The sequence below is a fragment of the Amycolatopsis oliviviridis genome (assembly GCF_014654365.1).
Lineage (GTDB): Bacteria > Actinomycetota > Actinomycetes > Mycobacteriales > Pseudonocardiaceae > Amycolatopsis > Amycolatopsis oliviviridis.
The window spans coordinates 945,719-968,826 of record NZ_BNAY01000001.1; the positions used below are offsets into that span (position 1 = coordinate 945,719).

Below are 23,108 nucleotides of genomic sequence, written 5' to 3' on the forward strand. Positions count from 1 at the left end.
CGACTCGATCGGAAGGGAGCAGTCGAATGCGGACGACCGGTATCACCGTGACGCCGGACGTACATGTGACGGTACGCGGAGACCTTCCACCCGCCCTCACCGAACGTGCCGGGCGGAGGGTGAAACGGCTCTTCGGGCTCGCCCATCGTCCCGTGCTCGCCGCGTCGGTGCGGCTGACCAGACACGGGAATCCCGGCGGTGAACAGCCGGTGATCGCCCAGGCGAACCTCGATGTGAGCGGAAGGCGGCTGCGGCCCCAGGTCGTCGCGCCGACCGCCGAAGAGGCGATCGATCGCCTGGACCTGAAAGTGCGGCGCCGGCTGGAACGGAGCGCGCTCCACTGGGAGGCCCGGCGGGGGCGTCGTCCGGATGACGATCCCGGCGAATGGTGCCACGATCCGCCCTCCGGTTCTCCCGGGCGATGGCTTTCCCGGCCGGAGGGTGAGCGGGAGATCGTCCGGCGCAAATCCTGCTCACTCGCTCGCTCCACTGTGGACGAAGCGTTCCTCGAGATGCACTTTCTCGACTACGACTTCCATCTGTTCACCGAATCCGGGACAGGGCAGGACAGCGTGCTCTACCACGCCGGTCCGACGTCGCACCGGCTGGCGCAGTCGACGCCGCAGGGACCGCACCGGCTCAGCCCGTTCCGGCTCGCGGTGACCGTCAGCGGGCAACCGGCGCCGGTCCTGACGACGAACGACGCGGTGGACAGGCTCGGCCTGCTCGGCTTGCCGTTCCTCTTCTTCCTCGACCTCGACCACGCCCGGGGGAACGTGCTCTATCGCCGGTACGACGGCCACTACGGACTGATCACCCCGGCCGGAACAGCGTGCTGAGTTCGATCCTGCTGGAAATACCGAGCTTGTCGTAAACGTGGGCCAGATGGTTGTCCACGGTCCTGACGGACAGCCGCAGCCGCCGGGCGATCTCCGGGCTCGTCGCCTGTCTCGCGGCCAGCCGGGCGATCTCGCGTTCCCTCGGGGTGAGCTGCTGGGTGCCGTCGACGCTGTCGAGCCCCGGGGTCCGCGCGGTCGGGCAACAGCGTGCCAGCTCGCGGGCCCTCGCGAGGGCGGCGCCCGCTCGTCGTGAATGTCCCGCCGCCTGGGCGACGCGGCCGGCGGCCGTCAGCATCTCGGCGGCGAGCAGGGGAGCGGGCAGTTCGGCGAACGCGTCCGCCGCGACGAGCAGGGCGGGTTCGTCTCCTGCCGCCAGTGCCGCGGCCGCGTCACGATAGACGAGGATCAAATCGCCTTCGACGGTCTCCGCGAGCACCTTCAAGCGTTTCTCCACCTGCCTCGCCGCGCCGAACCGCGCGGCCTCGTACAGCACCACCGCTTCCATGAGCGGGAGTTCGGCGTGCCGGGCGATCTCCGCGCCGCCGAGGGCGATCTCGGCGGCGCCGCGCAGGTCGCCACGGGCGGCACTGACCCAAGCGCGATGGGCTTCGGCGTGCGGTTTGAAGAGCCGCTTGACCGCCGTCCGCGAGTCGTCATCGCGAATGCCGTCGAGAATCTCGGCCGCTTCGTCGACGGCCCCGCTCATCGCCAGAGTTCCGGCGAGGATCATCTCGTGCAGGTGGAGACTGCCGGTCGGATCCTGCGCCGTTTCGATGGCGACGGTTTCGCGCAACGACGTCACGGCGGCGCGGAGTTCACCGCGAAGCTGGGAGATCATTCCGGACAGCGCGGACCAGGCCGCGATCAGCCCGGGGTCACCGACCTGTACGGCGGACTGCCCACCGTCCTCGGCGACGTCCTGCGCCGCGGAAATCCTGCCCGCGAACAACAACGCGTACCCCTCGGCGAGCCGGAGATACGGTGATCCGGTGCGGACCAGGTCGCCGTGACGTTCGGCGAGCCGCCTGCCACGGCGGGCGAAGGAAAGCGCGGTCGAGGCCTTGCCGAGCATCGCGTAGGCGTTCACCGCGGTGGTGAACGCCCAGAGCCGTACGTCGATCGGCGCCGACTGCAGGTCGGTGATCTTGAGTGCGATGTCGAGGGCGTCCCGGCAGTTCCCTTCGGCGAGCAGGATCAGTGCCCGCGTCACCGTCGGATCGTCAGGGAGCATCGTCGTGGCCTCGTCGTGCCGCGCGAGCCCCCAATACAAGAGCCTTGCCCTGGTCGTGGTCCAGGCACTCGGTTCGGACCGTCCGCTCTCGGCGAGTACCGCGATTCCGTCCTGGTGCCTGCCGCACCAGCTGAGTACTTCGGCGAGCAGGGTCCGAGCCTGATCGGATCCCGCGTCGACGGCGGCCCGGGCGAGTCGTTCCGCGAGTACGAGGTCATGGCGGGCAAGGGATTGCCGGGCCGCGGCGAGCATGTCCGGCACACTCGGCCGCAGACCGGCGGCCAGCTGCCAGCTGGTGAGGCGCAGCAGATCGTCCCGGCGCCGCAACGAGGTGGCGTCGAGGCGCTCGGCGAGCGTCCGGTGAATCTCTCGGGCGCGCAAGGGTTTCAGGCCCGAACGGAGCACTTCGCCGTAGATCGGATGGGTGAGCCGGGCTTCGGAGCGGCGTCCGTCACCCGTGACCTCGAGCAGCCCGGCGCGTTCGGCCGCGAGCAGTCCCGGTTCCGGTTCGACCAGGCCGAGCGGCAAGGGTTCACCACAGGCCACCAGTTCGACCACCGCACGTACATCCGCGTCGCAACTGCGCAGCCGTGCCTCGACGAGTTCGTGTAGCCGCCAGGCGCCGACCACCGGACCCAGCCAGCGCCAGGAATCGTTTTCCTGTACCAGTGCTCCGGATTCGAGCCCGTCGAGCACCAACGCCTGCAGGTGCAACGGATTCCCGTCGGCCAGCCGTCGCAGCCGGGTCCGGACGGACACCGGGACATGGCCGTCCAGCGCGTGCCCGATCAGATCGTCGACGACGGAATCGGGTAACGGCAGGACTTCCGTGCGGCGAGCTTGCCCGTTCTTCCACAGGGTGAAGATCGCGTCCGGTGTGCTCGCGCCGGTCACCACGGTCGCCACCACGACGACCTTCCGGTGGGTGCAGAGATGATGGACCAGCGCGGCCGACCCCTCGTCGAGCAGATGGGCGTCGTCGACGGCGAGGACCGCGCCGTCCTCGTCCCATCCTGCGGACGCCCACCGGAAAAGTGTTGTGCGGTCAGGTTCTTCGTCGGACGATGGCATGGCGGGCAGGAGGTGGGAAGCGGCGCCGAGCGGGATCGACGATCCGGCGCCGGTCGCGGCCAGGAGTTCGACACGACGCCCGGTGGCGGCCGCGCGTTCCATCGCGACACGCAGCAACCGGGTCTTACCGACGCCTGGCGGCCCGGCCAGGACGAGCCCTCCGGTGGTTCCGGCCAGCACCTCGTCGATCGAGGAAAGCTCTCTTCGGCGTCCTACCAGTGGCCACGTCGAATCCAAGGTGGCACCCCCCTCAGGTGTCCTCCGCGGAAGCCCTTTCGGTCCAGCCTCGATGCGGTCCCGGGATACGTCAAGCGATGATGCTCCATTCGCATTGAGTAATCCGGAGATCCGTGCGAATAGGGGTTTGAGTAGTGGCGCTGCTCTGTCGGAGTGGAATCGCCGCGGCCTAGGTTCGTGTCCTCAAACCGACCACGTCGAGGACATGCAATGGCTCTCCCGCTTGTTCGTGAAGAAGACGATCTCCGGACCCTGCCGCGGACGGCGGCGCTGTCACCGGGTTTCCCGGAACCCGGTGAACTGGTTACCGATTCTCTGGCGGACTGCGTGCTTTCCGGCTGGCTGATCGAACGCGACGACATCTGGACCTACCTGCGCCCGCCCGTGGAGGAACGTCGTGTCCAGGGCTGGAAACTACACGTTTCGGCCACCGTGCTGTCCGCGCCGTGGGTGCTGCAGGCCTGTTTGCCGATCCTGTTCGCCTCTTCGGCGCAGTTCAAATTCGCCGCCACTTCGGCCGACGTGCTGAAACTCAACGACTTCCTGTGCCCGCGTGGCAATTCAGGTAAATTCATCACCGTTTACCCGACGGATCGTGATTCTTTGCTGGAACTCGCCGAGAAGTTGCACGAAGCGACTTCCGGACTGTCCGGTCCGGCCATCCTTTCCGACGCCAGGTATCGGCCGGGGAGTCTGGTCCATTACCGTTATGGGGCGTTCGACGGTTACCGGATGCTGACCCATGACGGCGGCTATCGGGATTGCGTCCTCGACGAGAACGGCGCGCCGGTGGAAGACCGGAGGCAGGGCTTCTTCCAACCCCCGTCCTGGCTTCCCGACCCGTTCGGAAACACGGACTCCGCCACGGCGACGTCGGTGCTGCTGCGGGACCGGTACGAAGTCACGCGGGTGGTCCGCCACGCCAACAAGGGCGGTGTCTACCGCGCGCTGGACCGGGAGACCGGACGCGAAGTGCTCGTCAAGGAAGCTCGGCCCCACGTCGGCACCGATCGCGAAGGCCTCGACGCGCGCGACTACCTGCGACACGAAGGATTCGTGCTGCGCCACCTCGCGGGCACCGGCCTGGTTCCGGAGTACCTCGATCTGTTCGAGCAACAGGAACACGTTTTCCTGGTCGAGGAATACCTGGACGGCATGGGCTTCCGTGAGCGGGTCGACGGCGTTCTGCGCACCGGTGAAGGTCAGCTCGACACCGCCGGAAGCGCCGAGCTGGCCCGGAAACTCGCGCGATTGCTGCAGCGCTTGCACGAACGAGGCGTGGTCGTCCGTGACTTCACGCCGAACAACCTGCTGAGCATGCCCGACGGTTCCGTCCGGCTGATCGACCTCGAACTCGCGGCGGTCCGTGGCGGGAACCCGGTCGAGTGGGTGGTGCTCGGTGTCGGCAGCGGAACCCCGGGCCTGAGCGCGCCGGAGCAGTTCGCCTGCGCGGACCCGGATCCGACCGCGGATCTCTTCAGCCTCGGAGCGACGCTCCTGCACCAGACCGCCCATGTGAATCCCGACTTCGCCGAGGACCTGCCCGAGGTCCGTCCCTTGGAGGAACGGGTGGCCGAATGGCTCGCCCCACCGCTGGCCCGGCCGCTGTCGCGGACGCTGAGCCGGGTGATCAAGGGGCTCATGCGTACCGACCCCGCCGAGCGGATGAGCCTGGCGGAGGTCGCCGAACTGACCGAGAGCCCGGCACCGGCGCTCACCGGATCGAGGGAACTGCTCTGGTCACCCGAGCAGTGGGACGAACTGGTGGAGGGCGCGCTCGGACATCTGGTCGGGACGGCCGCGGGCGAATCCGCGCCGAGACCCTGGCCCGAGACCGGATTCGGGGAGCTGAACGAACCGTGCTCGGTCCAGCACGGGCTGGCGGGAACCCTCGCCGTGCTGGCGAGGCTCAGCGAGAACGACATCCACGTCGACCGGCTGTACGACATCGTCCTGCCCCGGATCCTCCGGCATCTGGACGGTCAGCATCACCGGCTTCCCGGCCTGTACTTCGGTTTCTCCGGGACGGCTTGGGCGCTGTACGACGCCGGCCGGGCTCTGGGCCGCACCGATCTCACCGACCGTGCCCTGCGGCTGGTCAAGAGTCTCATCATGGCCTGGCCGAACCCCGACGTCACCCACGGTCTCTCGGGGCTGGGCACGTGCTTCCTCTACCTGGCAGGCGAAACCGGCGACGCGGAACTGGCCCGGCGCGCGGTTCACTGCGCCGAATCCGTGCTGGCCGCCGCGAACCCGGGACCCGACGGTCTCTTGTGGACGATCCCGATGTCGTTCGATTCGGACCTCGCCGGATACCGCTCGTACGGCTTCGCCCACGGGGTGGCCGGGATCGGCGCGTTCCTGCTCGCCGCGGCCGGAGCCGCGGGACGCGAGGACTTCGCCGACGCCGCCCGGCGTTGCGGCGACACACTGCTGACCGCGTCGAGCGTCGATGCCGGGGCCGTGCACTGGCCGGACTGTCCGGGGGCGACGCGGGCACCGGTGTGGTGGTGCAACGGTTCGGCGGGAATCGGCACCTTCCTGTGCCGTCTCTACTCGGAGACAGGAGACGAGCGTTACCTCCAGGCGTCGATCGGGGCGGCCCGTGCGGTGATGGCGACCCGGCAGTGGGCGGGAACCGCCTACTGCCACGGACTTCCCGGCAACGGCGACTTCCTGCTCGACCTGGCGGGCGCGACCGGCGACCCGACTTACCGGGCCTGGGCGGAGTCGATCGCGCAGCTGATGTGGGCGCGCCGGATCTACCGGAACGGCCGGGCAGTGCTGCCGGACGAGGGCGGCAAGGACGTCACCAGCGGCTTCGGAGCGGGGATCTCCGGACAGCTCGCCTTCCTAGCCCGGCTGAGGTTCGGCGGTCGGCGGCTCTTCCACCCCGACCCTTCGACCTGGCGTGACGGCCTGGCGCCGACGCGCTCCGGAACTCGTTCCGAGAGGAGGTGACCGATATGGCGATTCCCAACGTCGAGGCACTGCAGGCACTGCCTGAGCCGGGAACAGGTCCGTCCTACATGGACTTCTCCGCGGGTTGCTGCAGCTTCACGTGCGGCAGCAAGTCGTGTGGCGCGACCTGCATCAAGCCGAAACTGCCGATCAAGGACAGCTGATCGACATGGCAGACGAACTCGCCGGAGGCGTGACCACGACTCCGCCTCCGGCGGGTTTTCCATCGTGAGGGGAACCCGACCATGACCTCGGTACGCCAAGTCGTGCTGCGCGACCTGCTCAGGCGCCGGCCGGTGCTGACGGCGTTCGCGGTCGGCGGCGCCGCCGTGGCGCTGGCCTGTGAACTCCTGGTGCCGTCGTCGCTGGCGGACGCGGTCGCGGCCATGTCCGGCCGGGGTGTGGCGACCGGGCCGCTGCTCGCCCTGGCGACGGTGCTCGGCATCGGTCTCGTGGCGTCCGTCGTCGCGGGTCAGGTGACGGTGCGGGGGATGGCGGAGACCACTGCGCGGCACCGCCGGGACCTGCTGGAGAAGACGCTGAGCCTGCCGGTCCGGCAGCGGGAGTTCTCGCCCGGAGACCTGCTGACGCGGTTCTCCGGTGACGCGAACGCTCCCGCGCAGCTCGGGTTCGGCGTGATCGGGGTGCTGATCACCGCGGCCGGATCGGTGGTGGCGCTGGTCGCGTTGTGGTTCCTCGATCCGTGGCTCACCGGGCTCGTCGGAGCCGAACTCGTCGTCAGCTGGTTCGCGGTGCGGGTGTTCCTCCGGCGGGTGGGCGACGCCGAGACCCGGTACCGGACCGCGCGCGGCAGGCTGGCGGCGCTGCTGGTCGACGCGCATACGGGGATCCGGACCATCCGTGCCTGCCGCACCCGCGACCGGGAGCTGCGCCGGATCCTCGGTCCGCTGGCGGAATTGCGGAGCGCGGGCCTCGACGCCTGGCGTTCACAGCGGGAGATCGGCTGGCGGATGGGGCTGCTCACGCCGTTCCAGGAGGTGGCACTGCTGTCCGTCGCGGGTTTCGGCGTGCTGTCCGGACGGCTCGACGGCGGCGAGGTCCTCGCCGCGCTGTTCTACAGCCAGCTGGCGCTGGGTCTGCTGGAACAGGTGGACGCGCTGGTGAGCATGGTCTACAGCGCGGCGAACTCCCGGCGTCTGCTGGAGGTCCACGACGCGCCGTCCGTGCCGGTGCCGTCCCGGCCGCGGGCTCTGCCTCGCGGCGACGGCGAGATCCGCTTCGAAGACGTCGCCGTCGGGCCGTTGAGCCGGGTGACGTTCACGGTTCCGGCCGGAACGCATGTCGCGCTCGTCGGCCGGTCGGGTTCGGGGAAGTCGTCGCTGGTGGGAACGGTCGGAAGGCTGTCCGACGCCGAGTCGGGGCGGGTGGTGCTGGACGGCGTCGACGTCCGGGAGGTGGAGCCGTCCTCGCTCCGGAGCGAGATCGCCTACGCCTTCGACGAACCCTCGCTGTTCGGGGTCACGATCGGCGACGCGATCGCCGCGACGGCGCCGTTGCCCGGATCCGCTGTCGCGAGGGCGGCCAGGCAGGCACGAGCAGACCTGTTCGTCCGGCGGCTTCCGGACGGCTACGGTACTTCGGCCGACCGCCTCCCGTTGTCCGGCGGCGAGATCCAGCGCCTCGGCCTGGCGAGGGCGCTCGCCAGACCCGCCCGCGTGCTGGTGCTCGACGACGCGATGTCCAATGTGGATACCGCGACCGCTGCGGAGATCTCCCGCGCGATCCGGTCGGCGTGGCGCTCGCGGACGGCGCTCGTCGTCGCGCACCGCGTGGTCACCGCGGCCGGTTCGGATCTCGTCGCGTGGCTCGACGACGGTGGGTTGCGAGCCCTCGCGCCGCACCACGAACTGTGGCGCGACGACGGCTATCGCGAGTTGTTCGCCGTGGGGGAGCCGTGAAGGCCCGCGCCGGGGTGCGGCTGCTGCTCAGGGAACTGGCCCCGTACCAGCGGTCCCTGTTCGCGGTCGCGGGGTTGGCGTTGCTGCTGTCGGCGCCGACGGCGACGTCCGGGGTGTTGATCGCGCGGGCCCTGGACGATGGGTTCTTCGTGCGGCAGGTCGGGACTGGGCTGTGGTGGCTGGCGCTGCTGGTCCAGATCCAGCTGGCAGGCGCGGTCCTGACCAGGGTGTTGTTCGGCCCGCTGGCCAGGATCGTCGAGCCGCTCCGGGACCGGCTGGTCACCGCGATCACGGCGGCGGGCCTCGACCGCGCGCTGGCGGGGGAGAGCGCCGAAGCCGGGGCCGCCGTGCGGCAGGCCACCGACGAGACCGAGTCGGTCCGACGGCTCGTCGCGACGGTACTGCGCAACGTGCACACCACGGTCTCCGTCGCGATCGGTGCGCTGGCCGGGCTCGCCGCCGTCGTCCCGGTCGCGGCCCTGGTGCTGCTCCCGGGCCTGCTCGCGGCGGCCTTCGTGTACCGGTGGCTGGTGCGGTTCGCCTGGAAATGGCAGCGGAAGGCGATCCTGGTCGAAGAACGCCTCGCCGACGACGCCACCAAGGTGTTCACCGCGCGGCGGGACATCGTCGCCTTCGCCGCCGAACCGACCGCGACCCGGCAAGTGCGCGAAGGTATCGACGCCTCTCGGCACGCGAGCGTCAGGTACGCCAGGGTCGGGGTGTTGCGTTCCCTCACCGTGAGCCTCGGCGTCGACCTCGGGCTGCTGGCTCTCCTGTCCCTCGCGCCGGTCCTGATCTCGGATGGCCGGTTGTCTTCGGGTGATCTGGTCGCCGCCGTGTACTACGTGATGTTCGGGCTCGCCCCGGCGGTGAAGTTCCTCGTCTACGGCGGTGCGGGCTGGGTGATGGACCTGGTCGGGACGATGGCCAGGCTCAGTGAGGTCGCCACCGGACCTGGGGCGCCCGCGTCCCCGAGGGCGGTGCGGAGTTCCCGGACGATCAGCCTCCGACATGTGTCGTACGCCTACTCCCCGACGGCCGACCCCGTGCTGGACGACGTCAGCCTGGACATCCCGTCCGGACAGCATCTCGCCGTGGTCGGCCCGAGCGGGGCGGGAAAGTCGACCCTGGCCTCTCTTCTCTGCGGCCTCAGGACGCCGACCGCCGGGTCGATCCGCGGTGGCCGTTCGGTCGCCCTCGTCCCGCAGGAGGCCTACGTCTTCGCCGGAACCGTCCGGGAGAACCTCGCGTACCTGGCGCCGGACACCGCCGACAAGGACCTGCTCCGCACCGCACGGCTCTTCGGTCTGGACGAGCTCGAACTCGACCGGGAGCTACCTCCAGGCGGTGCGGGGCTTTCGGCGGGCGAGCGGCAGCTCATCACGCTCGCCCGCACCCATCTTTCCCCGGCGCCGGTGGTGATCCTCGACGAGGCGACCTGCCATCTGGATCCGGCGGCCGAACAGCGCGCGGAAACGGCCTTCGCTCGCCGAGGCGGCACGCTCGTCGTGATCGCCCACCGGATCAGCAGCGCGTGGCGAGCGGATCGGGTCCTGCTCGTCGACGGGGGCCGGGTGGCGGACGGGACGCATTCGAGCCTGCTCGCGGGCAACAGCCGGTACCGGGAACTGGCGACGAGCTGGGAAGCGGAACCACTCCACAAAGGACGGACTGCCTGAGATGCACCGAGCGGCCGACGAATTCGCACTGGGCGACCCGCCGAGGCGACGCGGAGTCGTCTGGGTGTTCCTCCTGACCGCCACCCTCGCGATCCTGGCGGCGGATCTGGTCGGGTTCACCAGGCTCACCGAACAGAGTGAGCCGGAGATCGCCGGCGTCGAACGCTTCGCCATCCGCGAGCGCGGGCACACGACGGAACCCGTCGCGTACGACCGGGTCCCGCCCGCGGGTGGCCCGCACGATCCGGCGCTGCAGAACTGCGGCGTGTACGCCGAGCCGTTGCGTAACGAGAACGCGGTCCATTCGCTGGAGCACGGCGCGGTGTGGCTCACCTATCGTCCCGGCCTGCCCGCCTGGCAGCTGGACATGCTCAGCGGGCTGATCAAAGGAAAACACCACACTTTGCTCAGTCCGTACCCTGGTCTGCCCGCCACCGTGGTGGCCACCGCGTGGGGCAGGCAGCTCGCACTGGACGATCCGGCGGACCCGCGGATCGCGCGATTCCTGGACTTTTATCGTGCGGGGCCGCAGGCGGTCGAGAAAGGAGCACCCTGCGACGGTGGCGTCGGAAACCCATTGCCTTAGGGATGAATCCGTTCTTTGACGGCGTATCCTGCGGTAAGTCCCATTGGCGGGGTTTGTGATCACTGAACCGGTTTCCGGCATGGTTTGCGAGACACCGACCGGGCGGACTCGGGCAAAAATGCCATCCGGCGGGCGGACGTTCTCATCCGGTTCGACCACCTACGGCGCGGACTGCAAACGGCGACTGGTGACGCAACTCGACCCGCATTATGGGATTCACTCACCCGAAGGGGCCCTGCATCCTGTTCCTGAACGGTGTCGACACCGTGGGTGACCCGACTTTGAACGTGGGTAAAAATACTGTGTTTCGTCCACCGAGGGGCGTCATGGCCCTTTTGACGGTTTCCTCCCGGCTGGTGGAGAGGTAAAAGGATCTCGTAACTTCCGGCGGGTGGTTAAATTCGTTCCGCTTTGCCCAATGGCTGTTCCGTCGATTTTCGAAGCAAATACGAATTCATCATTCATCTGCCCTAATTCCATCGAAGTGGGCTGTTCGTACGTATGCCCTTGCGCATTGTCGCCGACTTATGTCGTGCGAACTCATTAGAGGACCTTTCGTACGGATGGAGGTACCGATTCAAAGTTTCTCGCACTACTTTCCAAACCTGTCGTCCCGGCTGCGCGACGCGCTTGGCCCGCTCGTGGCAGTGCAACCCGTGAATTCGCGTATTCGCGGCGGGCCTATCCGGGGTGACTTTGTCCAAATGTAAACCCAGCCATAACGGCGTTCTACTAAGGAAAATGGTGAATTCGACTCAAGATCTTGAAGTCAGCTTGGACCCGCCTTTACGAAAAGTACGAAGCGGAGGGCTCGTCGTACGGAAATATGGCGGATCGTCGCTGGCCACACCCCGGATGGTGGGTGATGTGGCCACGGAGGTGGTCTCGCTAACCGAAGCGGGGCAACGGGTGGTCCTGGTGGTGTCGGCCATGGGGGACACCACCGACCGCTTGATCGCGCTGGCCGCGGAGTTCGCCGAACCGCCGTCTCCGCGGGAGCTCGATCAGTTGATGGCGACCGGTGAACAGGTTTCCGCGTCGGTGCTCGCCATGGCGCTGGCCGAACGCGGCGTCGAGGCCGTTTCACTGTCCGGCGACCAGGCCGGAATCGAGGTGAGCGGCGAACCAGGGGCCGGGACGATCGTCCGGATCGACCCGGACAAGATCCTCGCGCGGCTGCGTGACGCGCAGGTCGTCGTGGTCGCCGGTTTCCAGGGGCGTGACGCGAACGGCGAACTGCTGACCCTGGGCAGAGGGGGCTCCGACACCACGGCGGTGGCACTGGCCGCCGCGCTCGGCGGTTCCGAATGCGAGATCTGCACCGACGTCCACGGTGTGCGCACGGCCGACCCCCGGATCGTGCCGGACACCCGGCCGGTCGAGGAGATCTCCTACGACGCCATGGTCGAGCTCGCCGGTGTCGGTGCCCGGGTACTGCATCCCCGGTCCGTGGAACTCGCGCGGCGTCACGGGGTGGCCGTGCGGGTGACGCATTCCTCCGATCCCGGTCCTTCCACCGTTGTCACCGCGGGAGAATCGTCACTGGAAGGCACTCCTCGCGTCATCGGCATCGCCCACGAACGAGACGTGCGGCTGGTCAGGGTCGAGGTTTCGGCCTCGAACCCGGATCACTACGCCCGCGTGCTCACGACGCTCGCCGGATGCGGGGTGAAGCCCGAGAACCTGAGCTGGCCCGATCCAGGCGAACTGCGGTTCACCGTCCGTGGTTCGGAGCCGCTCGGCCGGCCGATCACGGAACTCGCGATGGAGCTGGACGCGCGTTCCACCGTCTTCGAGGAACTCGGGTCGGTCTCCGTCGTCGGTACCGCGTTGCTCGATCCACCCGGCTTCCTACCCGAACTACTGCGGGTCCTCGCCGACCACCGGGTCACGGTGCCGGCGATGACGACCTCGCAGTCGCGCCTCACGGCGGTGATCCCCGCTGAAGCAGTCGACACGACCGTCCGTGCCCTGCACGAGTCGTTCGGCCTGGCGGAGGACAGGACATGAGCCCTTATGGCCAGCCGTCGGGTCTCTTCACGACCGACGGCCTTGTCCTGACGTGCGACGGCCACGAACAGCGGGTTCGCTGGCGCGTCGGCGATCGGCTCGAGCAGTTGTACGAGCGGCTCTGCGACCGGTTGCGTGCCGACGGCTTCGGTGATCGTCTCGCGGTCGACGCCGCGGGGACGAAACTCACCTTCGCCGCATTGGACGAGCGGGCCAATCGTCTCGCCCGGCACCTGCGGGCGCACGGGGTGCTGCCCGGCGATCGGATCGGGCTGCTGTTCGACGAACCGGTTCATCCTTATGTCGCGATGCTGGCGGTACTCAAGGTCAACGCGGCGTACGTACCACTCGACGCGGGTTTCCCCGACGACAGACTGGCCTACATCGTCCGCGACGCCGGTGTCCGGATGGTGTTGTCGATCTCCGGCCTGCGCGACAGGTTCGAGCCGGGCAGCGTCGATCTGCTCTGCCTCGACGAGGACTCGGACCGCATCTCGGCACAGCCGGGCGAGCGGCTCAGCGCGGCCGAGAAGGGCGATCCGGCGGACGAACTCTGTTACATCGTCTACACGTCCGGATCGACCGGGCGCCCGAAAGGCGTGACGATCGACCACGCCGCGATCTGCAACTTCGTCCGCGTCGCTTCCGACGTCTACGGCATCCAGGGCACCGATCGGGTCTATCAGGGGATGACGATCGCGTTCGACTTCTCGGTCGAGGAGATCTGGGTCCCGCTGCTCTGCGGGGCGACGCTCGTGCCGAAGCCCGGCGGTACCAGCCTCGTCGGTCACGAGCTCCTCGAATTCCTGCGGGACAACCGGGTCACCGCGCTGTGCTGCGTCCCGACCCTGCTGGCCAGCCTCGACGAGGAACTGCCGTTGCTGCGGTTTCTCCTGGTGTCCGGCGAGGCGTGCCCCGAGGATCTCGTCCGTCGCTGGTATCACCCGGACCGGCGCTTCCTCAACGTCTACGGTCCGACCGAGGCCACGGTCACCGCGACGTGGTCGGTGCTGAGACCGGATCGGCCGGTGACCATCGGGGTGCCCTTGCCGACCTATTCGGTCGTCATCCTCGATCCGGACGAGCCTAGAGCGCTGGCGGCCGGGGAGCTGGGGGAGATAGGGATCGCCGGGATCGGGCTCGCCGGGGGCTATCTGAACCGGCCGGACCTGACCGAGGGCGCGTTCATCCCGGACTTCCTCGACATCGGGCACAACCCGTCGCACCGCATCTACCGCACCGGCGACCTGGGCCGGATCACCCCGGACGGGGAGATCGAGTATCACGGCCGCGCCGACACGCAGGTGAAGATCCGCGGCTACCGGGTCGAGCTCACCGAGATCGAGTCCGTCCTCCTGCAGATACCCGGGATCGCGCAAGCGGTGGTCGAGACCCATCATCCGGAGGCGGGCACGACCGAACTGGTCGCCTACTACAGCCTGCGGCGCGACAGAGAGACCATCGACGCCGGCGAGCTGCGTCGTCGTCTGGGGGAACTGCTGCCGGGCTACATGGTGCCCGCCTATCTCGAGCAGCTCGATCGCATTCCCCTGACCCCGGCGGGCAAAGCCGACCGCAAGAACCTCCCGGCGCCGACGAATCCGCGAAGAACGGCGAACGACGTCGACTACGTGGCGCCGGCGGGCGATACCGAACAGCATCTGGCGGAGGCCTTGGGGCGGGTCCTCGGCATCGAGCGGATCTCGGCGACAGGACACTTCTTCGACGACTACGGCGCGGACTCGCTGCTGTTGGCCAAGTTCTGCACTCAGGTGCGGGAACGCGGCGAAGTCGCGCCGTTGTCGGCGAGGGACGTGTACCTCAACCCGACCGTTCGCGGCCTGGCCGAGCTGGCTTCCGCTTCACCCGAAAGCGCGGTCGCCCGTGCCGAGGAACCGCGCCGGGCGTCCACCGCGGCTTACGTCCTCTGTGGACTGTTCCAGCTCGTCATCTTCCTCGCCTACGCCGCGGGTTCGGGCTGGATCCTGGACAAGGGATTCGCCTGGATCACCGGGGCGACCGGGATCATCGACGTCTACCTGCGTGCGGTGGGGCTCGGCCTCATCGTGTTCGTCGTGCTGTCGGTGGTGCCGCTCCTGGCGAAGTGGACGATCGTCGGACGGTGGAAACCGGGGGAGATACCCCTGTGGAGCCTTGGCTATCTGCGCTTCTGGACGGTCAAGACCCTGGTCAGGTTCAGCCCGTTGATGCTGTTCACCGGGACCCCGTTGTACTCCTGGTACCTGAGGTTGCTCGGCGCGGACATCGGCAAGGGAGCCTTGATCCTGTCCCGGAACGCTCCGGTGTGCACGGATCTGCTCCGCGTCGGCGCCGGGGCCGTCATCCGGAAGGACGTCTTCTTCTCCTGCTATCGCGCCAGGGCGGGCTGGATCCAAACCGGCAGGGTCACCTTGGGCGACCACGCCTTCGTCGGTGAGATGACCGTGCTCGACATCGACACCGCGCTGGGGGACGACGCGCAGCTCGGCCATTCGTCGTCCTTGAACACCGGGCAGAGCGTGCCCGACGGCGAGTCCTGGCACGGCTCGCCCGCTCGTCCATCCACAGTGGACTACCGGTCGCTGGGAACGGTCCCGCGTGGCAGGTTCAGGCCGTTCGCCTTCTGCGTGTCCAGCCTGCTGCTCATGCTGCTGGCGACGCTTCCGGCGACTCTGGGCGGTGCGGAACTGGTCGTCGACCGCCTGTTCACGGCGACGGGGGACTTCTCCAGCTGGGCCTTCTACCGGGACCAGATCGCGGGTTCGGCACTGCTGTACTTCGGCGGGTTGATCGCCGGGCTGGCGTTCGTCCTCACGATCCCGCGCCTGCTCAACCTGTTCCTTCGGCCGGGCCGGGTCTATCCGCTGTACGGCGCGCATTTCGGGATCCAACGGCTGATCGCGCGGCTGACGAACCTGCGCTCGTTCACCTATCTGTTCGGCGACAGCAGCTACATCGTGTATTACCTGCGTGCACTGGGGTACGACCTGTCGAAGATCCACCAGACCGGGTCCAACTTCGGGGTGGAGGTCAAGCACGAGACGCCGTTCCTCAGCACGGTCGGCACCGGGACGATGGTCTCGGACGGCCTCTCGATGCTCAACGCGGACTTCTCCGCGTCGTCGTTCCGGTTGCGCAGGACCGCCATCGCGCCGGAGGCGTTCCTGGGCAACGAGATCGCCTTCCCGCCGGAAGCACGGGTCGGCCGCAATGTCCTCCTGGCCACCAAGGTCCTCGTTCCTCTCGACGGGCCGCTCCGGGAGAACGTCGGCCTGCTGGGGTCACCGGCGTTCGAGATCCCGAGGAACGTCCGTCGTGACGGCGGGTTCGCGCATCTCAGCACCGGGGACGCGCTTCGCCGGAATCTGCGGGCGAAGAACCGGCACAACATCGGCACCATGCTCGTCTACCTGCTGGTGCACTGGCTCCATTTGCTCGGTATCACTCTGGTGGGGACGGCGGCCAGCATCGCGCACGACCGGATCGGCTCGCTCGCCGTCGGCGGCGGCATCGTGGCCTCACTGCTGTTCTCGGTCGCGTTCTTCATCCTGGCCGAACTCGCCGTGCAAGGCTTCCGGTCGCTGCGACCCCGGTTCTGCTCGATCTACGATCCGGTGTTCTGGCGGCACGAGCGGTACTGGAAGCTCAGTCCCGCCCGCTATCTCGCGTTGTTCAACGGGACGCCGTTCAAGTCCTTCCTCTGGCGCTGCCTCGGCGTCCGGATCGGACGCCGCGTCTTCGACGACGGATGCGCGATCCCGGAACGGTCGTTGGTGCGCATCGGCGACGACTGCACGCTCAATCTGCACACCGTCCTGCAAGCCCATTCGCTCGAAGACGGCACGTTCAAATCCGACTACATCGCCATCGGACCGGCCTGCACGATCGGTACCGGCGCGTTCATCCACTATGGAGTGACGATGGCGGAGGGGGCGATCGCGGAAGCGGACGCGTTCCTGATGAAAGGCACCACGGCCCCGGCCCGGACCCGCTGGCAGGCCAATCCGGCGGTCGAACTCGACACGGCGGAAGTCAGCACTGCGGCAAGGAGGCTGCCATGACCCACACTCACACCGCGAGACCGGCGCCCCTGGTCCGCGGCGACCTGCCCGGTCCGCGCTCGGCCGAGTTCCTCGAACACCAGCGGCAATGGGAATCCAGTGCGAGGGCTTATCCCCGCAACCTGCCGATCGCGATCGCGGGCGGGGAAGGCAGCTACATCCGAGACATGGACGGGAACGTCTTCCTGGACTTCCTGGCGGGCGCGGGTGTGCTGTCCCTGGGCCACAACCATCCCGAGCTGGTGCACGCGGCCACCGAGCAGCTGCACGTGCTCACTCATGGCCTCGACTTCCCGACGCCGGCCAAACGCGAGTTCGTCGACGCCCAGCTGTCCATGCTGCCCACGGACATGCGTTCACGGATGCGGATGCACTTCTGCGGTCCGGGCGGGGCCAACGCGGTGGACGCCGCGATCAAGCTCTGCAAGACCGCGACCGGGCGTGGGGATCTGGTGACCTTCCAGGGCGGGTTCCACGGATCGAGCCACGCGGCGATGGCGTTGACCGGCCTCGTCGCCCAGAAACGGCCGATCGCCAACGGCGTGCCCGGTGTGCACTTCTTCCCGTACTCTTACTGCGCCCGTTGTCCGCTGGGGCTCTCACGGGACACCTGTGAGACCAACTGCGTGGGCTTGCTGGAGCGGTCCCTGCGCGATCCCAACGGCGGTATCCCGCTTCCCGCCGCCGTGATCATGGAGATGGTGCAGGGCGAAGGCGGGCTGATCCCGGCGGATCGCGACTTCGTGCGGCGCGTCCGCGCGCTGACCGCGGAGCTGGACATCCCGCTCGTGGTCGACGAGGTGCAGACCGGCTGCGGCCGCACCGGCACCTGGTTCGCGTTCGAGCATTACGACATCGAGCCGGACGTGATCATCGCCTCGAAGGCCTTGAGCGGGATGGGGTTGCCGGTGGCGGTCATCCTCTACGACAAACGGCTGGACGGCTGGGCGCCCGGTGCGCACACGGGCACGTTCCGGGGCAATCAGGCCGCGTTCGCGGCAGGCGCCGCGGCCGTCCACATCGTCCGGCGCGACGACGTGCTCGGCAACGTCCAGGATCGTGGGCGGCAACTCGAAAGACGGCTCGGGGTGCTGCGAGGTCACCCCTGGGTCCGGGAGGTCCGCGGGCTCGGCCTGATGTGGGGGATCGAGCTTGCCGATCCCCGCGACGGCCGTCCGGCGAGCGGGTACGCCCGCGCCGTCCAGGCGTACGCGTTGCGGCACGGGCTGATCATCGAACTCGGTGGCCGCGATGACGGCGTGATCCGGCTGATGCCTCCGCTCACCGTGACCGAGGAGGAGATGGAGCTCGCCTGCGGGATCCTGCTCGACGCCGTCGCGCACTGCGTCGCGGGCCGGTAGGGGCCGCCTGGCTCAAGTGAGGTGAAGGGGACTTTCGCCGCATCGCAAGCGGGAAAGGTCCCCTTCACCTCGGGCGTGGACGCCACGATGCCCCGGTACGACCTTGATCAACGGAGGATTGGGGACGTTGAGCGTCCCGGATCTTCCGTTGATCAAGATCCGGGATCGGGCGACCCTGACGACGGTGCAGGAATTGGGGCATCCAACGTCCCGATTCCTGCACCGTCGAGCCCGGCAGCCGCGTATCCGGCACCCTCGCGCAGGTCAGGCGTGGATAGGTAAATACCGGGCCGCCCTACTCGATACCGGCGCTTGCCCCTCCTGAGGTATATGAAGGCCCCCTTCCTTGCGCCAGGCGCAAGGAAGGGGGCCTTCATGTACTTGGGTCGGCGTGAAGGTCGAGTTTCCTCGGCTGAGCCGCGTGAAGGGGACCTTCACGCGCACCCGCTGGGGTGTGTGGGGTTTCTGTGGCGGACGTGGCGATCGCCGACTCCGTGAAGGCCTCCTTCACTACTTTCAGGGTAGGGAAGGAGGCCTTCACGGACTTCATGCAGACGAAGGAAGGTGCGGACGCGCCCCGGCCGACCTCGCCTAGCCGCTCGGCCCAGGTCGCCACTCGCGACCACCTCGGCCAGTCGCTCAGCTGCACTGTCGACGTCAAGTGGTATTATTATACCGAGCCGTGCTACGGTGCCGGTATGATAATACCGACCCTGGACGTGAGGTTTCCGTGATCGAACTGAAGACGCCCGCCGAGGTCGAGCGCATGCACGTGACCGGGCGTTTCGTGGCCGAGGTGCTCACCGAGGTCGGCGCGCTCGCCGACGTGGGCGTCAACCTCATGGACCTGGAACACCACGTACGCGGCATGATCGAACGGCGTGGGGCGGAGTCGTGCTACTGGGATTACGCGCCGTCCTTCGGCAAGGGCCCGTTCCGCAATGTCATCTGCCTGGCGGTGAACGACGCCGTCCTGCACGGCCTGCCCCACGACTACACGCTGCGCGACGGCGACGTCCTCACCGCGGACTTCGCGGTGAAGATCGACGGCTGGGCGGCCGACTCGGCGCGCACGGTCATCGTCGGGACGGCCGCCGAGGAGGACCTGCGGATCGTCCGCGCCACCGAGGAGGCGTTGGAGGCGGCGATCGACGCGGCGCGACCCGGCAACCGCCTGGGTGACATCTCGGCGGCCATCTGGGCCGTGGCCAGTGGTCATGGTTATCCGGTCAACACCGAGTTCGGCGGCCACGGCATCGGCCGCACCATGCACGAAGAGCTCCACGTTCCCAACAAGGGCAAAGCAGGCCGAGGCATGAAACTGCAGCCGGGACTGACCCTCGCGCTCGAACCCTGGTTCGCCCGGACGACCGACCGGATCGTGTTCGACCCCGACGGCTGGACCATCCGCTCGGCCGACGGCTCGCGCGCGGCCCACACCGAGCACACGGTGGCCGTCACCGAGGACGTCCCCTTGGTGCTCACCCGTCGTGAGCAGGAGAACCCCGCGACGCGGGCGGGAACCGACCGTCTGTCCACAAAGGATTCCTGAGCCGCCGAACGGGTGCTGTGCGGGTGACCTTCGGCACCTTCCTGCCTTTTCGGTCACTGTCGGGGCGTGCAACAGGCAGCGTCGCGGACTTTCCGTTCCTTGTCGTTCCAGCGTGGATACGCTCGCTCGTGCCCAGTGAGTTAACGGGCGATCATCCATGCGAGGAAGGAAATCCAGCCACCATGCGGAAGAGTCTCAAGAGGCTTTCGGTCGTCGGTGCGGCCGCCCTCGGCCTGCTCGTCGCGATCCCGGCCAGCCCTGCCTTCGCCATCGGTGAGGTCGCCTGCGGCAACAGGGACGACTTCGTGAAGCTGGACATCTCGTTCGGAAACGGGATGGGGACCAACAAGTGCTTCGCCAACGCCGGTGTCACCGGCACGAACATCGGCGGCGTCTACAACGTCTTCTCGGGCAACAACAAGGTGACCGTCAACTACGAGCGCAACGGCCGGTACGAGTCGTCGACGCTCGGATACTGGCAGGGTGTGGGCTTCTCCGGCACCGTGCGCGTGTACGAGGTGCGCATCTGGTGACGCTCGTCTGAACTCCTGACACGACCGATGGCCGGGGCGGTGTGGTCGCCGCCCGGCCATCGGCGTGCGATGTGGTTGCCGGAGGCTGACCTCGACCTGAGTGCCGCGGCGGCGGGAAAGTTCGACCAAAATCTCGAATACGCCCCGTCATCACGACGCGGCCGTTAGAGTGAACGGTCGCAGCAGCCGTCACTCTTGAGGAGCAGCAGTTCATGATCGCCGAGAGCGCGAACCAGCAGAGCGTCACCTTCCCGCAGGAAGCGACGCCGATCTTTGACCTGGTCGCGAGGATGGTGGCGCGGACGCAGGCCGAAGACGAGCACGACCGCGAGCGTGAACCCGGTCTCGCGACCACGGCGTAGCCTCTCTTCGCCGAGTCACTCGGCAGATCTGCCCGCGATGTCGGCGCGGAGTTCCGAGGCGGTGCGGCGGGCGTGGGCCAGTCCGTCGAGGATCCATTGCGGAGGCTGCCTGTCGTTGGCGGCGATCCGCTCGTAGGCCGCGACCAGCCTTTCCGCGATCTTCAGGCGGGTGTGCGCGGTCGCCGGTCCGGTGTCGCTCCGCTCCGCGGGGATCGCGACGAGGGCGAGATGCCCGGACGGCGGGGGAGACGCGGCCGCTGCGGACTCGACGGGGGTGTCGGGTTGCCGCTCCGGGGCCGGTAGCCGTCGGAGACGGAAAGACGTCTGCCTCGTATGTCCCGGCACACCTTCGCGACGGGCGTCCTGTGAAGGGAACGGATCCGCGCGGAACCGCGCGACCGCGGGCCAGTACCTGTTCCGCGCGGACTGTGGAGTCGCCCCGTCGAGCGCGCCCGCGATCTCCTGCCAGGTCTTCCCGTCGACCCTCGCGGCGACCACGGCCGCGTCGAGGATCTGCTGTGCCATCCTGATCAGGTCGGGCCGGTCCGCGGCGGCCTGCGTATCCTGCCCTGCCTTCGTGTCCGCTCGTACGGCGTTCACGGCGAGATCGGCCAATTCCGCCGCGTGCGCGGCGAGCACCTGATGGGCCCGGGTGGCGGCGGCCGAGGCGGAGCGGCGTGTCGTCACCGCCGGCTCCTCGTAGCGGGCCGGGAGGTCGACGAGGGGCTCGCGGAATCACGCATGCCGTGGCTCACTGGTGTTCTCACCTTCTCGTGGTGTGCAAACTTGCATAAGTATGCAATTTATAGGTGTGTGCTGGGGTTGAAGAAAACGCTGGTTATGCCCTGATCGGGTGCGGTCGCGGCCGTTCCGCGCGGGGTGTTGTTTCGCGAGCGTCGTGGTCGGGCACGATTGTTCTCATGCGGACGGCCGGATCGATCCCTCCCTGTGCGGCGGAGGGTGACCGATGAGCAGACCCCTGTATCAAGTGAAGGCGGAATTCTTCAAGACGCTGGGGCATCCCGTCCGGATCCGCGTGCTGGAGCTCCTCAGCGAGCGGGACCATCACGTCTCGGAACTGCTCGCCGACCTCGGGATCGAGCCCGCCAACCTGTCCCAGCAACTCGCGGTGCTGCGCCGGGCGAAGCTGGTGGTGCCCCGCAAGGACGGCACGACAGTGTCCTACTCACTGACCAGCCCGTCGGTCGCCGAGCTGCTCGCCGTCGCGCGCGGAATTCTCACCAGTGTGATCACCGGCCAGATGGAATTGCTCGACGATCTGCAGAATTCCGCCGCTGTTCCCGATGACGGGAATTCTCCGGAAACGGGATGAGAAATCATTCGGATTACCGCGGGGTGCGATCGTCGTCGATTCCCTGGCCGGCATCGGTGTGCTGCTCGGTCAATTCGGAGTCGCCGTCGCCGCTCCGAGCGGCCGCCCTCCTCGTTTCCTCGACCAGCGAGTCGAAGATGGGGGTTCCGCACAGCTCCACATGGTCCTCCGTCTTGACGGTACGTCGTGCCCGGTCATCTTGCCCTGGAGCGGTTCCCGGATCCAGTCCCGCCGGGCAATGCACTCGATAGAGCTCACCCTCGGGGGTGAGCTATTCACTCACGTGAAATCAAGTAAGGGACTCCGTGCTGTCCTGCCTCTTTTCGGACACGCCGCCGTCCGTTTTGCGGAAATAGCGGTTCCAGTCAGCTTGGAGCTGGAAAAGGATTTCCGTCAGCTCAGGGCGCGTGAGACATCGGGCCGGCGAACTCGACCCGGTAGCGGGTCGGCGTGGTGCCCAACGCGGCGGCGAAGTGCTCGCGCAGTCGCGCGGGAGTGCCGAACCCGGACTGGGCGGCGATGGCGTCGACGCCGAGCGCGGTCGTTTCGAGGAGGTGCCGGGCGTGCGCGAGGCGTTGTGTGACAAGCCAATGGTGGACGGTGGTGCCGGTCCTGGCGCGGAAGGCGCGGGTGAAGGTGCTCCGGCTCATATGGGTCCGGGCGGCGAGTCCGTCGATGCTGTGCGGTGCGGCCGGATGGGCCTGTGCCCAGTTCAGCACCTCGGTGAGCGGATCCGCGTCCGGAGCGGGTACCGGGAGTTCGATGAACTGCGCCTGCCCGCCGGGACGGTGTGGCGCGGCGACGATCCGGCGGGCGACGCGGTTGGCGACGACCTGACCGGCCGTGCGGGCGAGCAGGTGGAGGCAGGTGTCGATCCCGGCGGTCGCGCCTGCGCCGGTCACGACGTCGCCTTCGTCGACGTACAGCTCTTCGGGACGTAGTTCGACGGAGGGGAATCGCTTCCGGAACGTTTCGCCCCATTTCCAGTGGGTGGTCGCGGCGCGACCGTCGAGGATGCCGGCGTCCGCGAGGGCGAAGACTCCCAGGCAGAGCCCGACGACGAGTGCTCCGCGTTCGTGCGCGGTCCGCAACGCGGCGGAGACCGGGTCGGGCGTCGGGGTCTCCGGTGCGGACCACCACGGCACGACGACGATGTCGGCCTCCGCGAGCGCGTCGAGGCCCGCGGAGACGTCGATGGCGTAGCCGGCGCTCGTGGTCAGGCGGCCCGGCTCCAGGGCGACGACCGTGATCGGCCACGGCTCCATGTCGCCGGCCGGGGATTCCGGGCCCCATACCAGTGACGGCACGGCGAGATGGAACGGGCTGATCCCCTCGAACGCCAGGACGGCCACATGCGGAGCGCTCATCGATCT

At 68.2% G+C, this 23,108-nt stretch carries 18 protein-coding genes; 14 read left to right on the forward strand and 4 right to left on the reverse strand.

The window, feature by feature from the left end:
• Positions 1-26: 26 nt before the first annotated feature.
• On the forward strand, positions 27-839 hold the full coding sequence (locus IE302_RS03990) for a ribosome hibernation promotion factor (protein WP_191251804.1): 813 nt from the start codon (positions 27-29) through the stop codon (positions 837-839).
• Here the strand turns inward: IE302_RS03990 and IE302_RS03995 are convergent.
• A complete protein-coding gene (locus tag IE302_RS03995; RefSeq protein WP_191251806.1) occupies positions 814-3,378 on the reverse strand; it encodes a helix-turn-helix transcriptional regulator in 2,565 nt (854 codons plus the stop codon). The two genes, IE302_RS03990 and IE302_RS03995, sit on opposite strands and share 26 nt — an antisense overlap.
• 210 nt (positions 3,379-3,588) lie before the next feature.
• Here IE302_RS03995 and lanL point away from each other — a divergent pair, with 210 nt between their 5' ends.
• The 12 genes from lanL (at position 3,589) to IE302_RS04055 (ending at position 20,402) form a co-directional block, all read left to right on the forward strand.
• The gene (gene lanL / locus IE302_RS04000; protein ID WP_191251808.1) at positions 3,589-6,339 is read left to right on the forward strand and encodes a class IV lanthionine synthetase LanL; all 2,751 of its coding nucleotides are present in this window, start codon (positions 3,589-3,591) and stop codon (positions 6,337-6,339) included.
• A 5-nt stretch (positions 6,340-6,344) separates the two neighbouring features.
• Positions 6,345-6,503 (forward strand): listeriolysin S family TOMM bacteriocin, encoded by a 159-nt coding sequence (locus IE302_RS04005; RefSeq protein ID WP_191251810.1) that lies wholly within the window; start codon positions 6,345-6,347, stop codon positions 6,501-6,503.
• An 81-nt stretch (positions 6,504-6,584) separates the two neighbouring features.
• Positions 6,585-8,258: an ABC transporter ATP-binding protein gene (locus IE302_RS04010; RefSeq protein WP_191251812.1), complete on the forward strand. Its 1,674-nt coding sequence runs from the start codon at positions 6,585-6,587 to the stop codon at positions 8,256-8,258.
• Positions 8,255-9,937, forward strand: coding sequence for an ABC transporter ATP-binding protein (locus IE302_RS04015; RefSeq protein WP_191251814.1), 1,683 nt, complete (start codon positions 8,255-8,257; stop codon positions 9,935-9,937). Before IE302_RS04010 ends, IE302_RS04015 begins: the two co-directional genes overlap by 4 nt.
• A gap of 1 nt (position 9,938) precedes the next feature.
• A complete protein-coding gene (locus tag IE302_RS04020) occupies positions 9,939-10,523 on the forward strand; it encodes a thioredoxin-like domain-containing protein (protein WP_191251816.1) in 585 nt (194 codons plus the stop codon).
• Positions 10,524-11,264: 741 nt separating this feature from the next.
• Positions 11,265-12,533 carry an aspartate kinase gene (locus IE302_RS04025; protein ID WP_191251818.1) on the forward strand — a complete coding sequence of 423 codons (1,269 nt, stop codon included), beginning with the start codon at positions 11,265-11,267 and terminating at the stop codon, positions 12,531-12,533.
• On the forward strand, positions 12,530-16,594 hold the full coding sequence (locus tag IE302_RS04030) for a Pls/PosA family non-ribosomal peptide synthetase (protein ID WP_191251820.1): 4,065 nt from the start codon (positions 12,530-12,532) through the stop codon (positions 16,592-16,594). The genes IE302_RS04025 and IE302_RS04030 overlap by 4 nt, the downstream gene beginning before the upstream one ends.
• Positions 16,591-17,955, forward strand: a complete 1,365-nt coding sequence (locus IE302_RS04035) for an aspartate aminotransferase family protein (protein WP_191251822.1) — start codon at positions 16,591-16,593, stop codon at positions 17,953-17,955. Before IE302_RS04030 ends, IE302_RS04035 begins: the two co-directional genes overlap by 4 nt.
• Before the next feature lie 476 nt (positions 17,956-18,431).
• Positions 18,432-18,689, forward strand: a complete 258-nt coding sequence (locus tag IE302_RS04040) for a hypothetical protein (protein WP_191251823.1) — start codon at positions 18,432-18,434, stop codon at positions 18,687-18,689.
• Positions 18,686-19,507, forward strand: a complete 822-nt coding sequence (gene map / locus IE302_RS04045) for a type I methionyl aminopeptidase (RefSeq protein WP_191251825.1) — start codon at positions 18,686-18,688, stop codon at positions 19,505-19,507. The genes IE302_RS04040 and map overlap by 4 nt, the downstream gene beginning before the upstream one ends.
• A gap of 182 nt (positions 19,508-19,689) precedes the next feature.
• On the forward strand, positions 19,690-20,040 hold the full coding sequence (locus IE302_RS04050) for a beta/gamma crystallin domain-containing protein (protein ID WP_191251827.1): 351 nt from the start codon (positions 19,690-19,692) through the stop codon (positions 20,038-20,040).
• A 212-nt stretch (positions 20,041-20,252) separates the two neighbouring features.
• Positions 20,253-20,402 (forward strand): hypothetical protein, encoded by a 150-nt coding sequence (locus IE302_RS04055; RefSeq protein ID WP_191251829.1) that lies wholly within the window; start codon positions 20,253-20,255, stop codon positions 20,400-20,402.
• A gap of 15 nt (positions 20,403-20,417) precedes the next feature.
• On the opposite strand, the gene IE302_RS04060 is transcribed toward IE302_RS04055, so the two are convergent.
• Positions 20,418-21,089 carry a hypothetical protein gene (locus IE302_RS04060; RefSeq protein ID WP_191251831.1) on the reverse strand — a complete coding sequence of 224 codons (672 nt, stop codon included), beginning with the start codon at positions 21,087-21,089 and terminating at the stop codon, positions 20,418-20,420.
• A gap of 280 nt (positions 21,090-21,369) precedes the next feature.
• Here IE302_RS04060 and IE302_RS04065 point away from each other — a divergent pair, with 280 nt between their 5' ends.
• Entirely contained in the window at positions 21,370-21,735 is a 366-nt protein-coding gene (locus IE302_RS04065; protein ID WP_191251833.1) for an ArsR/SmtB family transcription factor, read from the forward strand.
• A 13-nt stretch (positions 21,736-21,748) separates the two neighbouring features.
• Here the strand turns inward: IE302_RS04065 and IE302_RS04070 are convergent, their stop codons facing one another.
• Positions 21,749-21,895 carry a hypothetical protein gene (locus IE302_RS04070; RefSeq protein WP_191251835.1) on the reverse strand — a complete coding sequence of 49 codons (147 nt, stop codon included), beginning with the start codon at positions 21,893-21,895 and terminating at the stop codon, positions 21,749-21,751.
• A 238-nt stretch (positions 21,896-22,133) separates the two neighbouring features.
• Positions 22,134-23,102 (reverse strand): GlxA family transcriptional regulator, encoded by a 969-nt coding sequence (locus tag IE302_RS04075; protein WP_191251836.1) that lies wholly within the window; start codon positions 23,100-23,102, stop codon positions 22,134-22,136.
• Between the last annotated feature and the right edge of the window lie 6 nt (positions 23,103-23,108).